The sequence below is a fragment of the Gordonia hongkongensis genome (assembly GCF_023078355.1).
GTDB lineage: Bacteria > Actinomycetota > Actinomycetes > Mycobacteriales > Mycobacteriaceae > Gordonia > Gordonia hongkongensis.
In genome coordinates, this window is sequence record NZ_CP095552.1 from 4,674,751 (window position 1) to 4,689,046 (window position 14,296).

Annotated in this window: 12 protein-coding genes and 1 pseudogene; 5 read left to right on the top strand and 8 right to left on the bottom strand. The window is 68.1% G+C overall.

Features of this window, described 5'->3' with window-relative positions:
• The first annotated feature begins 53 nt into the window (after window positions 1-53).
• The gene (locus tag MVF96_RS21120; protein ID WP_078113789.1) at window positions 54-479 is read left to right on the top strand and encodes a nitroreductase/quinone reductase family protein; all 426 of its coding nucleotides are present in this window, start codon (window positions 54-56) and stop codon (window positions 477-479) included.
• 61 nt (window positions 480-540) lie between these two features.
• Window positions 541-1,491, top strand: coding sequence for a serine/threonine-protein kinase (locus MVF96_RS21125; RefSeq protein WP_205333355.1), 951 nt, complete (start codon window positions 541-543; stop codon window positions 1,489-1,491).
• Between the two features lie 4 nt (window positions 1,492-1,495).
• Here the strand turns inward: MVF96_RS21125 and MVF96_RS21130 are convergent, their stop codons facing one another.
• Window positions 1,496-2,629, bottom strand: coding sequence for an amidohydrolase family protein (locus MVF96_RS21130; RefSeq protein WP_247450325.1), 1,134 nt, complete (start codon window positions 2,627-2,629; stop codon window positions 1,496-1,498).
• Window positions 2,630-2,752: 123 nt separating this feature from the next.
• Here MVF96_RS21130 and MVF96_RS21135 point away from each other — a divergent pair.
• Window positions 2,753-3,916 (top strand): annotated as a pseudogene (locus MVF96_RS21135) (FAD-binding oxidoreductase); the annotation flags it as partial.
• A 38-nt stretch (window positions 3,917-3,954) separates the two neighbouring features.
• Here the strand turns inward: MVF96_RS21135 and MVF96_RS21140 are convergent.
• The 7 genes from MVF96_RS21140 to dnaK all read right to left on the bottom strand — a co-directional run bounded on the left by MVF96_RS21140 (window position 3,955) and on the right by dnaK (window position 11,085).
• A complete protein-coding gene (locus MVF96_RS21140; protein ID WP_247450327.1) occupies window positions 3,955-5,031 on the bottom strand; it encodes a hypothetical protein in 1,077 nt (358 codons plus the stop codon).
• A 98-nt stretch (window positions 5,032-5,129) separates the two neighbouring features.
• The gene (locus MVF96_RS21145; RefSeq protein ID WP_247450328.1) at window positions 5,130-6,233 is read right to left on the bottom strand and encodes a hypothetical protein; all 1,104 of its coding nucleotides are present in this window, start codon (window positions 6,231-6,233) and stop codon (window positions 5,130-5,132) included.
• Between the two features lie 12 nt (window positions 6,234-6,245).
• Window positions 6,246-6,713: an SRPBCC family protein gene (locus MVF96_RS21150; protein ID WP_058249667.1), complete on the bottom strand. Its 468-nt coding sequence runs from the start codon at window positions 6,711-6,713 to the stop codon at window positions 6,246-6,248.
• Window positions 6,714-6,757: 44 nt separating this feature from the next.
• On the bottom strand, window positions 6,758-7,156 hold the full coding sequence (locus tag MVF96_RS21155) for a heat shock protein transcriptional repressor HspR (RefSeq protein WP_058249934.1): 399 nt from the start codon (window positions 7,154-7,156) through the stop codon (window positions 6,758-6,760).
• Window positions 7,157-7,159: 3 nt separating this feature from the next.
• Window positions 7,160-8,362: a molecular chaperone DnaJ gene (gene dnaJ, locus MVF96_RS21160; RefSeq protein WP_247450330.1), complete on the bottom strand. Its 1,203-nt coding sequence runs from the start codon at window positions 8,360-8,362 to the stop codon at window positions 7,160-7,162.
• Between the two features lie 237 nt (window positions 8,363-8,599).
• Complete coding sequence (grpE, locus tag MVF96_RS21165) at window positions 8,600-9,244, bottom strand: nucleotide exchange factor GrpE (protein ID WP_068970965.1); 645 nt, start codon at window positions 9,242-9,244, stop codon at window positions 8,600-8,602.
• Complete coding sequence (gene dnaK, locus MVF96_RS21170; protein WP_247450332.1) at window positions 9,241-11,085, bottom strand: molecular chaperone DnaK; 1,845 nt, start codon at window positions 11,083-11,085, stop codon at window positions 9,241-9,243. Before dnaK ends, grpE begins: the two co-directional genes overlap by 4 nt.
• Window positions 11,086-11,555: 470 nt before the next feature.
• Here dnaK and MVF96_RS21175 point away from each other — a divergent pair, with 470 nt between their 5' ends.
• Together MVF96_RS21175 and MVF96_RS21180 are read left to right on the top strand one after the other, a co-directional pair.
• On the top strand, window positions 11,556-12,374 hold the full coding sequence (locus tag MVF96_RS21175) for a DUF1353 domain-containing protein (protein ID WP_247450334.1): 819 nt from the start codon (window positions 11,556-11,558) through the stop codon (window positions 12,372-12,374).
• 101 nt (window positions 12,375-12,475) lie between these two features.
• On the top strand, window positions 12,476-14,248 hold the full coding sequence (locus MVF96_RS21180) for an HNH endonuclease signature motif containing protein (protein WP_247450335.1): 1,773 nt from the start codon (window positions 12,476-12,478) through the stop codon (window positions 14,246-14,248).
• Window positions 14,249-14,296: the final 48 nt, after the last annotated feature.

Consider the following 14,296-nt stretch of genomic DNA (forward strand, 5'->3'; position numbering starts at 1 on the left):
GGTTTCAGATTGATACATGGCCGGAAACGCCGGGCACCGCGACAATGAGCGACGTGAACGATTTCAACGCGACCGTCATCAACGAGTTCCGCTCCAACAACGGGCATGTGGACACCGCCGGCTTTGGCAAGAACCTGGTGCTCCTGCACACGCTGGGCGCCAAGTCCGGCGAGCCGCGGATCAGTCCCCTGTTCGCCCTGCCCGACGCCGACAGCTGGCTGGTGATCGGCTCGTACGCCGGTTCGCCGAAGGCCCCGGCGTGGGTGCACAACCTGCGGGCACATCCCGGATCGGTCGCCGTGGAGGCGCCGGCGGAGAACGGCGTCGAACGGCTCGACACCGCGGTGACCGAAGTCGAGGGTGACGACTGGGAACCCGCGTGGCAGAAGTTCATCTCGGCATCCGAGCAGTTCCTGAAGTACACCGAGACCGCGCAGGGCCGCCGGTTCCCGATCTTCCGGCTGACACCGGCTCGCTGACCCCGGCTCGCGGACAACGCGGTTACCGCCGTCGGCCCGCGAACGCCACTACCCTGGCAGGGTGTTCGAGGTTGGCGAGAGCGTGGCCGGCTTCACCATCGACGACTTCCTCGGTGGCGGGGCGAGCGCCGATGTGTTCCGGGTCCATCGCACCGGCGACGACGGGGACCCATCGTGCGATGGGCCGCTGGCCCTGAAGGTACTGCACCCGAACGCGTCCGACCACGCGCGGGTCCGGGAGCGCTTCGAGCGGGAATTCGGGATCGCGTCGCTGCTCGACCATCCGCACATCGTGCGCATGATCGAGCACGGCGAGATCGCCTCGCCGCGCGGGTCGCTCGGGCCGCGGCACCTGCCGTCGATGTGGCTGACCATGCAGTACATCGGCGGCCCCGCGGCGACCGCACTCGTCCCCGAGCGCGGCGACGAGCCGGACATGGACACCATCCTGCGGGTGGCGATGCAGATCGCCGATGCGCTGGATCATGCGCATTCGCAGGACATCCTGCATCGCGACGTCAAACCCGCGAACATCCTCCTCTCCCGCACCCCGCGATCTGTGGGTACACCCCTCGACGCCTACCTCTCGGACTTCGGGATCGCCCAGTTCCTCGACGACACCCGTCCACTCGCGCGCAACGGTCGTGTGCAGGGTTCCATCGGCTACGCCTCGCCCGAACTACTGCAGGCCCAGAAGCTCACCCCCGCAACCGATTTCTACGCATTCGCGTGCACGCTCGTCGAACTCATCACGGGCACACCGCCGTATCCGCGGAACACCGCTTTCGCGATCACCTATGCCCACCTCAACGACGACCCGCCGAAACTCACCCGACGCCGCCCCTGGCTGCCGTCGGCGATGAACTCGATCTTCGCCAAGGCGCTGGCGAAGTCACCGGAGGACCGGTATCCCTCGTGCACCGCCCTCGTCGAGATCCTGACCCGGCTCATGCGGGACGTGCCCGTGCCGGAGTCGCCGCAACGCTCGACCTGGTGGCCCCGCGGCCGGTGAGCGGTCAACCCGCCGCGTCATCGATCGTATAGACACGAACAGCGGTGTCGCGGAAGATCTTCCGCAGAGCCTCCGAACCCCACTGGGACACACAGTCGACGAGCGCGCCGACCAGCACGTCGACCGCGGCGTTGGGCCGGTCGATCGGATAGTTGGACCCGAACATGATGCGGTCCGACCCGAAATGGGTGACGATGTGCTCGACGAAGGGACCGATCATCTCGGCGAGCGTGGCCTGACCGCCGATGTTGCCCCACCGTTCGTGACCGTAACCCAGTATCGGCATCGCCAGACCCGACAGCTTGACGACGACGTTGCGGTGGTTCGCGAGGGTCGTCATCCGTTCTCGCCACAATCGCCAGATGTCCGCGCGCGCAGCGGCTGTCGCGCCGGTGCGGACACCGACGGGACCGAAGACCCCTGCCGGGATGCCGAAGTGGTCGAGGACGATCGTCGTGTCGGGGTACTCCCGGGCCAGCAGGATGACGTCGTAGAGCTGATGGGAGTACACCGACGCCTCGAAGACCAGATCGCGGCTCGCGAGTTCAGCGAACCCCTCGAGGAACGCCGTCGAGGACAGCAGGTTGTCGGTGTCCCCGCCGTCGCGGACTCGCGGATCAGGATGTCGGGACGCGACGATGCGGATGCCGCGGAACCGCGGGGAGGCCGCGAACTGTTCGTCGAGCATGGTCGCGAACGTGCGGGTCCGCGGATCGCCGTGCGAGATGACGGCGCCGAGGCGGGGGGTACCGGCCTGGCCGAACGGCAGGCTCTCGAGATATCGGGTCTCCTCGACGGCGGTGCTGTCCACCGGGGGCTCCGCGGCGTCGGCCACCTCGCGGCGCCAATGCGACTCGACGTGCACCACCGTGTCGATCGGTACCCCCACCACGGTCGGCACCAGCGCCGCATCGGTGGCGTACTGACGCGGCTCGTAGGCCCGGGCCACGGTGCGCGGGGTCAGGATGTACTCGCGGTCGGCGCGCGAGACGACGAGCGGAAACACCCGGTCGCCCAAGGTGGGGACGAACCCGTACAGCCGCGACGCCCGCGTGGCCGCCCACGGGGTACGCCGCGGGTTCCAGTGCTGCACATGGGCATCAACGATGCCCATGAGGACCCCTTCGAGGGACGTCATCCCCGTACCTTGCCACACCTCATCACTGTCCGACATGGGATGCCGGATCCTGAATTGTGACGTGTTGAAGGACTAGTGTGGGTCTCTTGAACCGGGTGGGGAGACGAGCCGCGACGGAGGTGTGATCTTTTCGAGATGGCGACACATACGCGCCACGCGCTGCATCAGCTGCGGACGGCTGTCAATCGACAGCCCGACCGGTTCGTCACCAACGTCTACACCCGGATGTTTGCGATCGATCCCGACCTGCGTGACCTGTTCGGGGTGTCGATGGCGGCCCAGCGAGTGGCCTTCCATCGGGTCATCGACCATGTGCTGGAAGCGATCCCGGCCGAGTCGGGTCACGCCGAACTCGTGGAGTTCCTCGCGCAGCTCGGACGCGACCATCGCAAGTTCGGGGTCGAGCCCGAGCATTACCACGTGATGTACGCCGCCCTGATGGGCGAGTTCGGCAGCCTCATGGCCGGTTACTGGGACGCCGAGACCGAACAGACCGTCTCGCAGGCGATGATGCTGGTCACCGGGGTCATGCGGGGCGCGGCCGAGAGCGCGACCCATCCTGCGCGCTGGACCGCCGAGGTCGTCGAGAAGTACCGGATCACCCGGGACCTCGCGGTCGTCCGACTCCTCGCCCACTCGCCGCTCACGTTCAACACGGGCCAGTACCTCGAGGTGCACACCCCGCAATGGCCCAAGCAGTGGCGCAATCTGTCCCCCGCCATCCCGCCCAACCCGGCCGGTGAACTGGAGTTCCACGTGCGTGCGATCCCCCGTGGAACGGTCAGCACCGCGATCGTGAGCGAGACCAGCATCGGCGATGTGTGGACCCTCGCCCAGGGGCACGGGACGCTTCACGTCGACCGCGACAGCAAGGTCCTCATGGTGGCGGGCGGGACCGGGCTCGCACCGCTGCGGGCGTTGTTGATCGAGATGTCCATGCGCGCGGATTCGCCGGAGACGCACATCTTCTACGGCATGCGCTACCCGGGCGAGCTCTACGACCTGACCGTCCTGCGCCGCATCGCGTCGACCAATCCCTGGCTGCGGGTCACCGCCGTGTCCCAGGAGGAGAGCGATCCGTGGTGGATCAACGCGGTGGCGACACCCGCCGAGCTCGGCATCGACCACGAGATCGGCACCCTCGCCGACGTCGTGGCCCGGTCCGGTGACTGGCAGGACCGTCAGGTGCTCATCGCGGGATCACCGCAGATGATCGAGAACACCCGACGCACGCTGATCATCGCGGGCGTCCGGGCCAGCCGCATCCAGCACGACCCGGTGTTCTGAGCCGGCACAGGAGTTGACTTCCCCGAACCGGTTGCAGCTCAGGGGACTTCGAGGCTCGGCTCGCTGCCGGCCGGAGCCGTGACCGTTTCGGTCTCGGTCACGGTGTACGTCTCGGGAGCCGACTCGGTCACCGTCTCCGTTCGAGTGACCGGACGCGGGGTGCTGGTGACCGTCGTCGTGCGGACGGAGGTCTCAGTCTCGGTCTCGGTGACCGTCGCCTCCTGGGTCGAGGTGACCGCTGCCGGTGTCTCGGTCACGGTGACGGGCGCGGGTTCGGCGACCGTCGACTCGGCGGTGACGATCAGCGTCATCCCGACGGCGGCCAGGAACACGGCCGCGCCGATGGCGGCGCCGACGAACCACCAGCGACGTCCCGTCGACGTCCGCGGGGCGACGGGGGGTGCTGCCGCGGCGACCACCGCGGCGTCGGCCGCACCGAGGGCCGAGGCCAGCGCCGGGTTGTCCGCGACGGTGACGGGGCGTTGCGCCGCGTACTCGAAGGCCGGCGCGATGCCGGGGAGTTGCGCGCCGGGGCCGACCACGATGACCGACGTGATGTCACGCCCGCGCGGCAGGCGGGTGACCGCCGTCGCGAGCCGGGTCGCCGCGTCGGGGTCGGTGACCGAGGCGATCTCGCCCGGCGCGAAGTCGGTCGTGCCGAGGACGGCGCCGGAAGACGTGTCGACAGTGGCGAGGGTCGTGCCGGCGGCCGGCGCGGCATCGCGATCCAGGTCGACGACGGCCACCACCCCACCGCGCGTCGCATGCGTGCATGCGATCTCGGCGAGTGCGGCGGCATAGCCGGTGACGACGACCTTCTCCGTCCACGACGGCCCGGTGCCGGCGCCCGGCGCGAAGGCCCGAGCCAGGTGGTCGCGGACGTCTGCGCGGGACGCCGAGATCCCGATGCGGTCGACCTCCACAGGGACGGAATCGACGAGTTCGAGGATCGCGGCCTCGGCACCGGCCGCCGACGCGTCCGGGAGGTCGACGAGATTGCTCGCCAGGACGTGGCCGTCGGCGTCGCGGACCACCGAGCTGATCTGGTCGTCGACGACGGAGATACCCAGGACCACGAACCCTGGCATCGGACCGTTTCCCGGTACCTCGGACATGGTTCACCTCCCGTCGCCGACCTTGCTGTGGCGTTCTGACCCGCAAGCCTAGCGGCTGACGCGAGGACCGGGGCATCCGGCTGTGTCCGGCGTCCGGCTCAGATCGACTCGGCAGCGTGCTGGGTGTACGCGGCGTCGCGCACCGCTTCGTCGGTTTCCAGGCCGGCGCCCAGGGCGCCGCCGACGGTCGCGAGTGAGCAGGTGAGCCACGCGACCTCCAGATAGTCGGTGAAGCCGACAGGGTGGTCGAGCGTCGCACCGATGACCTGCGGTACCACGAGGCAGAGCGCGCCGATCGCGGACAATACGAACAGCGCCGCGTAGAACGCGCCCACACCGAGAACGACTGTGATCATGGTGACGATGTTGAACAGCGCCACCTGTTCCCGCGTCTGTCGGGAGCCGCCGCGTTCCCACAGGTCGGCACCGATGATCAGCGTCGCGGTGATCGCGATGATCGAGCCGAGCGCCACCGCGGTCAGGCGAATCCCACCGAAAGTGTCTGCGAGAAGCCAGATGTCGGCGGTGACGAGCGCGAAGACCCCGGCCGCGATCGCCCCGGTGAGGGCGCGGGTGAGCCCAAGCGCGAGCCGCCACGGGCGGTTGGCGCGCACCATGCCGGTGAGCAGACGCAGGTTCCCGGTCAGGACACGCGCGGTGAACGCGGTGCCCGCCTCGTCGACGTCGGTCCCGAGTTGGCGGACGCGATGGCGCAGCGCCGACCGCGCCGGCGACTTCTGGTGACCGCGGAGATCGTCGGCGTCGGCACCGAGGAGTTGACCGACGAGTCCGGTGATGATGCCGCGGGCCCGCTGCCGCACTCCGGTGGCGCCGAGTGCCGGCACCGAGAGGACCGCGACGCCGTGCACTGCGTTGGCATGCGCGACGACCGGACGTTTGCCGACGTGCAGCGGCAGGTCGGTCAGGCAGAGCACCAGATCCCACTCGTGTTCGAGCAGAAGATCTCTCGTGGCGTCGACGATCTCGGCGTCGCCGGCCGGCGGCTGTACGACGCCGGCCTCCAGGAGATCCAGCTGCCAGCGCGCGCCGGGGAAGGTCGTCTGGATGTGGTCGGTGAGGTCGGCTTCGATGAGCTTGCGCGCCAGGCCGATCGCCTGGCCCGGCGCGGCGACGACACCGAGGACGACGACGGGTTCATCCGAGGCGTCGGACTCGGTCGACGTACCGGTGGCGGAGTCCATCGGCGGTCCGGCTCAGGCGAACCGGGCCGCGAGGGCCCGCAGGGTGCCCTCGATCCCCTTGCCGTTCTTCTTGTCGTAGCCGATGAGTTCCATGATCTTCGGTACCCGGAGCGTCGAGTAGTCGAAGGTCTCGGTGACCGCGGTCGTGGTCGGTGACGTCGACTCGAGTTCCCACCGCCAGCGGTGCCCCATCGGGTGCTGCCATTCGACGACCCGACCGGGTTCGAAGTCGGTGACGGTCGAGGTGATCTTGTACGGCACGCCGTACTGCTTCATCCCGACGCTGAAACGCGCCCCACGGGTCAGCGTCTCGGGCCCGTCCACAGGGGTGTCGCGGACCGTGCCGGAACCGTCGAGCTCCGGATGCCGATGCGGATTCGACACGAGCGCGAACACATCGGCGGCCGGGGCGTTCACGACGACCCGGCGCGAGACCTTGTGCGGGCCGGAGTCGACGGTGGTGACGGGTTCAGAAGCCATACGCTCAACGTTACGCACGTCCGTGGGCTCGCGTCGAAACCACGTCAGTCGGTGGTGCGTTTGCGTCGCGGCTGCCAGACGACCAGGGCGTTGGTGCGCGGCACCGGGACGAGTTCGCCGCCGCGGCGGGTCCGCGACGCTTGCACCTCGTCGGTCAGCTCGCGCACGCGGTGCTGGAGCGCCTCGACCTGATTGCTCAGGTCGATGATGCGTTTGATGCCCGCGAGGTTGACGCCTTCCTCCTGCGAGAGACGCTGGATCTCGCGCAGGAGTTCGACGTCGCGGGACGAGTAGCGGCGACCACCGCCACTCGTCCGTTGCGGGGTGACCAGACCCAGGCGGTCATAGGTCCGCAGGGTCTGGGCGTGCATGCCGGCGAGTTCGGCGGCCACCGAGATCAGGAAGGTCGCGCCATCACCGTCGAAGTTGCTCGCACCGGCCATCACTCATCGCCCCCAGTCCGCCCGCGGGTCGAAACCGCTTGCCCGCTCGGCCTGGTCGTAGGCGCGCATCGCCTCGACCGCGGCCTCGTCGAGCTTGTTCGGAACCGCGACCTTGACGGTGACGAGCAGGTCGCCCGCCCCGCCGGAGCGCTTGGGCACCCCACGACCGCGCACGCGCAGCGTGCGGCCGTCGGTGGTGTTCGGCGGGATCTTCACCCCGACCGAACCCTCCAGGGTCGGAACCGAGACCGTCGCTCCGAGAACGAGTTCGGAGATCCGCACCGGCAGCTGCACCCGAAGGTCGTTGCCGCTGCGGGTGAACTGCTTGTGCGGGGTCACGTTCACGACGACGTAGAGGTCACCCGACGGGGCGCCACGACGACCGGCCTCGCCCTGCCCGGCGAGCCGGATGCGCTGACCGTCCTCGACGCCGGCGGGGATCCGGACGTTGATGGTGCGCGCCCGGACCTTCACGCCGCTGCCGTCGCAATCGGTGCACGGGTCGTCGATCCGCGACCCGGTGCCCTGGCAGTCCTGGCAGGGCTCGCTGAATCCGAACGCGCCCTGGTTGCGGCTCACGAACCCGGAACCGTTGCAGTTCGCGCACACCCGCGGACTGGTCCCGGGCTTGGCGCCCGAGCCGTGGCAGGTGGTGCAGGGCGACGGACTCGTCACCCGCAGGGGGACGGTCGTGCCGAGCGCGGCGTCGGAGAACGAGAGCGTCGTCTCGGTCTCGAGGTCCTTGCCACGACGCGGCCGGCTCGCCGTCGAAGTACGTTGCGTTCCGCCGCCGCGGTTGAACAGGCCGTCGAAGATGTCGCCGAAACCGCCACCGCCGCCCCCGGTCTGTGCCCCGCCGAACAGGTCGCCGAGGTCGAAGTCGCCACCGCCGCCGGTGGTGTAGGTGGTTCCGCCGCCGGGGAAGCCACCCGGGAAGCCGTTGCCGCCGCCGCGGAATCGTCCGCCGGCGAACATGGCGCGTGTCTCGTCGTATTCCTTGCGCTTCTCGGCATCGCCGAGGACGCTGTGGGCTTCGGACACCCGCTTGAAGCGCTCTTCGGCCGCGCTGTCACCCGGATTCGCATCAGGATGCAGCTCGCGCGCGAGCTTGCGGTAGGCCTTCTTGATCTCTTCAGCCGAAGCGTCAGAAGCAACGCCCAGGTCCTTGTAGAAGTCGTGTTCTAACCACTCACGTTGTGGTGCCACCAGACGTCACCTCCTTGAGTTCTGTTGTCTGGATTGAAGTTTCAGTTGGGGCCACCTGCTCCCTGAGGTGCGAGCCGACCACCTGCTCCCCGAGGTGCGAGCCGACCATGTGCTCCCTGAGGTGCGAGCGAAGCGAGCCACGAAGGGTTCGTCGCCCTTCGTGGCTCGTCGCTTGCGCTCCTCGCACCTCAGGGATCAGTGGTGAGTTCGCCCACTCAGGATCAAGCGACGGTCGTTCTATTGTGCACCGGGCGCGTCGCCCGCGGGAGCGGGATCGGTGACCGTCACCATCGCGGTGCGGATCACCTTCTCGCCCAGGCGGTAGCCGCATCGGTACACCGATCCGATCACCGGGTTCGCGCCGGTGCCGTCGTGCTGCACGGCTTCGTGGAGTTCGGGATCGAACTCGTCACCCGCCGCACCGAAGGCCACGAGACCTTCGGCGGCCAGCACACCGGTCAGCTTGTCGGCGACCGCACGCAGCGGACCGCTGTCGAGGTCGCCGTGTTCACGGGCACGGTCGAGATCGTCGATGATCGGCAGCAGCTTGTCGATCAGGATCTGCTTGCCGTAGGCGACCGAACCCTGCTTCTCCTCGGCGGCACGCCGCCGGAAGTTGGCGAACTGGGCGCGTTCTCGCTGCAGGTCGGCCGTCAGCTCGGCGACGCGGGCATCCGGTTCGTCGGCTGCGGCGTCCGGCTGCTCCTCGGTGGCCTGTGACATGTCGGTCTGCTCGTCGACGACCGGTCCGGCATCGGCCGGGCCGGGTCCGGCGGCCGGCTCGTCGCGCACCTCACCCGTCTCCGGGTCGATACGACGACGGTCGGTCACCGTCACCGGCTCCTCGCCGGACCCATTCGACGAATGGGCTCCTGCGGTCACTTGTTCTCCTTCGAGTCGGCATCGTCGACGACCTCGGCGTCGACGACGTCGGGATCGCTGTCGGCCGCGGCGGACTCACCGTTGGGGGACTCGGCAGCGGCGCTGGCGTAGATCGCCTGGCCGAGGGCCTGCGACTCCTCCGACAGCTTCTCGATCGCGGACTTGATCGCCACGGTGTCGTTGCCCTTGAGCGCTTCCTGCGCCCCGGCGACGGCCGCCTCGACCTTCTCCTTCAGCTCCGCCGGGACCTTGTCCTCGTTCTCCTTGAGGAACTTCTCGGTCTGGTGGACCAGCGACTCCGCCTGGTTGCGGGTCTCGGCCTCCTCGCGGCGCTTGCGGTCCTCGTCGGCGTGCGCCTCCGCGTCCTTGATCATGCGGTCGATCTCGTCCTTGCTCAGGCCGGAACCGTCCTGGATGCGGATCGAGTTCTCCTTGCCGGTGCCCTTGTCCTTCGCGGTGACGTGCACGATGCCGTTGGCGTCGATGTCGAAGGTCACCTCGATCTGCGGGACACCCTGCGGGGCCGGAGCGATGCCGCCGAGCTCGAAGCTGCCGAGCAGCTTGTTGTGCGAGGCGATCTCGCGCTCACCCTGATAGACCTGGATCTGCACCGACGGCTGGTTGTCCTCAGCGGTCGTGTAGGTCTCCGACCGCTTGGTCGGGATGGTGGTGTTGCGCTCGATCAGCTTGTGCATCACGCCGCCCTTGGTCTCGATACCGAGGGAGAGCGGGGTGACGTCGAGCAGCAGCACGTCCTTGACCTCGCCGCGGAGCACACCGGCCTGGAGTGCGGCGCCGACGGCGACGACCTCGTCCGGGTTGACGCCCTTGTTCGGCTCACGGCCACCGGTCAGTTCCTTCACCAGGTCGGTGACGGCCGGCATACGGGTCGAACCACCGACGAGCACGACGTGGTCGATGTCGCCGACGGAGATGCCCGCATCCTTGATGACGGCCTGGAACGGTGCGCGGGTGCGCTCCAGCAGATCAGAGGTGATCTTCTGGAACTCGCTGCGCGAGAGCTGCTCGTCGAGGAACAGCGGGTTCTTGTCGGCGTCGACGGTGATGTAGGGCAGGTTGATCGAGGTGCTCTGCGAGCTCGAGAGTTCGATCTTGGCCTTCTCGGCGGCCTCGCGGAGACGCTGCAGGGCCATCTTGTCCTTGGTCAGGTCGATGCCCGAGGTGCTCTTGAACTTCTCGACGAGCCAGTCGACGACGCGCTGATCCCAGTCGTCACCACCGAGGTGGTTGTCACCGGAGGTCGCACGGACCTCGACCACGCCGTCGCCGATCTCGAGCAGCGAGACGTCGAAGGTACCGCCACCGAGGTCGAAGACCAGGATGGTCTGTTCCTTCTCACCCTTGTCGAGTCCGTAGGCCAGGGCGGCCGCGGTCGGCTCGTTGACGATCCGGAGCACGTTGAGGCCGGCGATCTGGCCGGCTTCCTTGGTGGCCTGACGCTGCGCGTCGTTGAAGTAGGCCGGGACGGTGATGACCGCGTCGGTCACGTCCTCACCCAGGTACGACTCGGCGTCGCGCTTGAGCTTCATGAGCGTGCGCGCGCTGATCTCCTGCGGGGTGTACTTCTTGTCGTCGATCTCGACGGTCCAGTCGCCTTCGCCCATGTGGCGCTTGACGGAGCGGATGGTGCGGTCGACGTTGGTGACCGCCTGGTTCTTGGCGGGCTGGCCGACCAGCACCTCGCCGTTACGCGCGAACGCGACCACCGACGGGGTGGTCCGTGCGCCTTCGGCGTTGGCGATGACGGCGGCTTCGCCGCCTTCGAGCACGGCCACCACCGAGTTGGTGGTACCGAGGTCGATTCCAACAGCACGAGACATGTTTGGCTTCCTCCTAGTTTGCGGGTGTGCACCCGAGTCCTTGTCCCGGGGTCTCGCGACCGCGGGGATGTCGTGGCGAAACTCTGCGGGACCGGACTTCAGTGCGTCCGACTCATGTCCTACTGAAAAAGTAGATCCGAGTCAAACCGACTTGAGTCTTCGCCGCTCAGGTTTCTCGAAGTGTGCAACGGGGGTGGCCGACGGATTGTTCCCGGATCGTCGAAAAAAGTTGAGCGGAGTTCGCTCAATGTCGGCCGGGGCCTCAAACGCGTATGACGTTGAGCCCGGTTTCCGGGCACAACGTCATACGGATGCGTGGCTTCTTCGACCTCGCCATCGCCGGGGCCCCGGGCCCGCAACTTCCACGGTGGTCAGTACGCCACCACCCCAACACGCTGCGCCTCCGTTAACCATCGGTCCCGGTCGCGTGGGGGCTACGGTCGATACATCCCCTCGACGCGGAGGTGGCGATGACCAAGACCACACCGAGCGATCCGCGATGGGTGCCGTGGCGGGTCGCGCCGACGTCGGGCTTCGAGGTCGACGACCCGACCGGGCGTGGCGAGGTCGAGATCGCGCAGATCGACGAGCGACAGTTTCTCGTGCGCAACGCCTTCCGGTTCTCCGATCCCGCGGTCGAGGAGTACCTGGTAACACAACTGGTCGAGCGAGGACAGACGGAAGCCGATGCGCGGGGCGCCGTCGACGCGGCCCGCGCGTTTGTGCCCGGCGACGACAACCCCACCGACCTCGCCTCGATCCCCCGATTCCTGCGCTGGTTCGAGAACCCTTACGGCAGAAACTCACTCGCGGCGCTCATCCACGACGAGCTCATCACGGGCACCGTCAACTCCGGCGCGCTCGGGAGTGACACCCTGTCCGACCGGTTCTTCCGCGAGATGATGCGGGCGTCCGGCGTCCCCTGGCTCAAGCGGTGGATCATGTGGTCGGCCGTGGCACTTCGCACGCGATGGGTCGCCGGCGGATGGCGACGTCTCAGTGTGGTCGGGTGGCTGGTGCTGAGCCTCGTCGGCATCTGCTCGGCGGTCGGTTCGAGCGGGGCGCTGCTGTTCGATTGGTCGTGGCCGACATCATCGCCGGCGGTCTCGCTCCTGCTCTCACTGCTGATGATCTTCGTCGCCGCGCCACTGTGGGGGCGCCAGTGGGCGGCGAGTCTCGTTGCGGCCGTGGCCGCCTTGTGGGTCCTGCCCGCCGCGATCGTGGCCTACTTCGCCTATGCGCTGTATCTGTTGTCAGAGAGGATCGCTCGCACCGTCGGGCTCACGTAGCGGCTCGGCCGAGCATTCTTGTCGGTGGTCGGGTCTACCTTGGATGTATCAGTTGGACCGGTCAACCAGGCCGGGTGGCAACGACTTCGGGGGGAGTCACTGTGGGGGCATGGACGGATCTGCCGGGCGAGTTCCTCGCCGGGGTCGATCCTGCTTGTCCGGCCGATGCCGACACCGCCACCCATATGCAGCGTCTGGGGTCGATCCGCGCGGGCGAGTCGTATCTGGCGTGGTGCCGCTATCAGACGATCCTGGTGTTGTGCGATCGGCTGTTGACCACGGTCGGCAACAGTTACGTCTCCGACGGTTTCGGTGACATCGTCGCCCGGGTCTCGCGCGAGGCCGGGATCACCCGCTACCGGGCGGGGATGCTGGTCGACGAGGCGTTGTGTCTGCGTGACCGGTTGCCGCGGGTGTTGGAGACGTTGCGCGACGGTGTCATCGGGCCGCACCAGATCCGCGAGATCATCGGACGCACGCACTTGGTGTCCGACGATCACCTTCTCGACCCCGGCGACCCCGCCAGCCGCCGGATCATCGAGGTGCTCGACGAATCGATCGCCGACCTGCTGCGCTCCCGGTCCGGGTCGTGGTCGACGTCAGGTCTGCGCGACATGATCGACCGCCTGGTCTTCGGCCACGACGCCGACGCCGTCCGCGAACGGCGCCGCGAAGCGCTCGACAAACGAGGCGTGTGGACCGAGAACCACGGTGACGGCACCGGTGAGATCACCGCGGTCATGGCCGCCGAGAACATCCGAGCTTCCGACGCCTCGGTACGGGAGCTCGCCGCCTCCGTCTGCGACCGGGATGGCCGCACCCTCGGGGAACGGAAGTCCGACGCCATGTACGCGTTGCTCACCCGAACAGCGTTCACCTGCGCGTGCGGTCAGTCCGACTGCACCGCAACATTGCCCGATCCTGCCGGCGCCACCGCGGGTACCGAGATCGTGATCCATGTCGTCACCGACGCCGACACCCTGGCCGGCGGGTCCGGACCCGGCTGGGTCGACGGGCATGGGGTGATCTCCGATGACCATGTGCGCGACCTCGCCGCCCGGCCCGACGCGACGATCAGGCCGGTCACCCCCATCCGCACACCACCCACGCAGGTCGTCGCCGGCGAGGGCGGATACGACGACGAGCCCAAGCGGACGGCGAACATCGCTGCGCCACAGCAGGCTACAGATGACACCGACGGCGCGGGTGACGCGTCGACACCCCCGACTTCGACCTCATCGTCGACGGAGCCGGTGTCGTCGGAGATGGTGGTGGTCTACCCGGCTGCCCTGCCTGGTGACCCGTACCGGCCGACGAGTGCGTGCGCGGAGTTCGTGCGGGTGCGCGACGGCTACTGCACCGAGCCGGGTTGCACGCGTTCGGCATTCACCGCCGATGTCGATCACGTCGCCGAGTACGACCACGCCCGACCCGCCCGCGGGGGTGCGACCTCGAGTGAGAACCTCAACGCCAAATGCCGTCCCGGTCATCTGCACAAGACCCACGGTGACTGGATCGATGTGCAGTACCGCGACGACGAGGGCCGCCTGGTCACCGAATACGTCACGCCCGAGGGCTTTGTGATCCCCGGCGAGGCCGAAACCCTCGAAGACCTCTTCCCCAACCTGCGTCGCATCCGATTCGAACAAGCCGCGAAAGCTCCACCCAGTCCGCGGATCATCGTGCCCGAACGGCAAGGCAGACAACAGCAAGGCCGACAACCGCGCACGATCACCGAACGCACCGCCGCCAAACACGCGAAGCGGCGAGAAGAACGTGCCCGCAACAAGAAACAACGCGAAGCGGATCGACTAGCCCGAGTCGAGGCAGCCAGCCATCAACCCGACACGCCCGACGACCCGCCACCCTTCTGACAGACGCCGACACCCCGGCGGAACGTGATCGTCCACGAACCACCGGGG

What these genes read in the sequence shown, in the direction of transcription:
- MVF96_RS21130 (WP_247450325.1), bottom strand. Translation starts at nt 2,629, where the DNA reads ATGACGTCCCTCGAAGGGGTCCTCATGGGCATCGTTGATGCCCATGTG.
- MVF96_RS21140 (WP_247450327.1), bottom strand. Translation starts at nt 5,031, where the DNA reads ATGTCCGAGGTACCGGGAAACGGTCCGATGCCAGGGTTCGTGGTCCTG.
- MVF96_RS21145 (WP_247450328.1), bottom strand. Translation starts at nt 6,233, where the DNA reads ATGGACTCCGCCACCGGTACGTCGACCGAGTCCGACGCCTCGGATGAA.
- MVF96_RS21150 (WP_058249667.1), bottom strand. Translation starts at nt 6,713, where the DNA reads ATGGCTTCTGAACCCGTCACCACCGTCGACTCCGGCCCGCACAAGGTC.
- MVF96_RS21155 (WP_058249934.1), bottom strand. Translation starts at nt 7,156, where the DNA reads ATGGCCGGTGCGAGCAACTTCGACGGTGATGGCGCGACCTTCCTGATC.
- dnaK (WP_247450332.1), bottom strand. Translation starts at nt 11,085, where the DNA reads ATGTCTCGTGCTGTTGGAATCGACCTCGGTACCACCAACTCGGTGGTG.
- MVF96_RS21175 (WP_247450334.1), top strand. Translation starts at nt 11,556, where the DNA reads ATGACCAAGACCACACCGAGCGATCCGCGATGGGTGCCGTGGCGGGTC.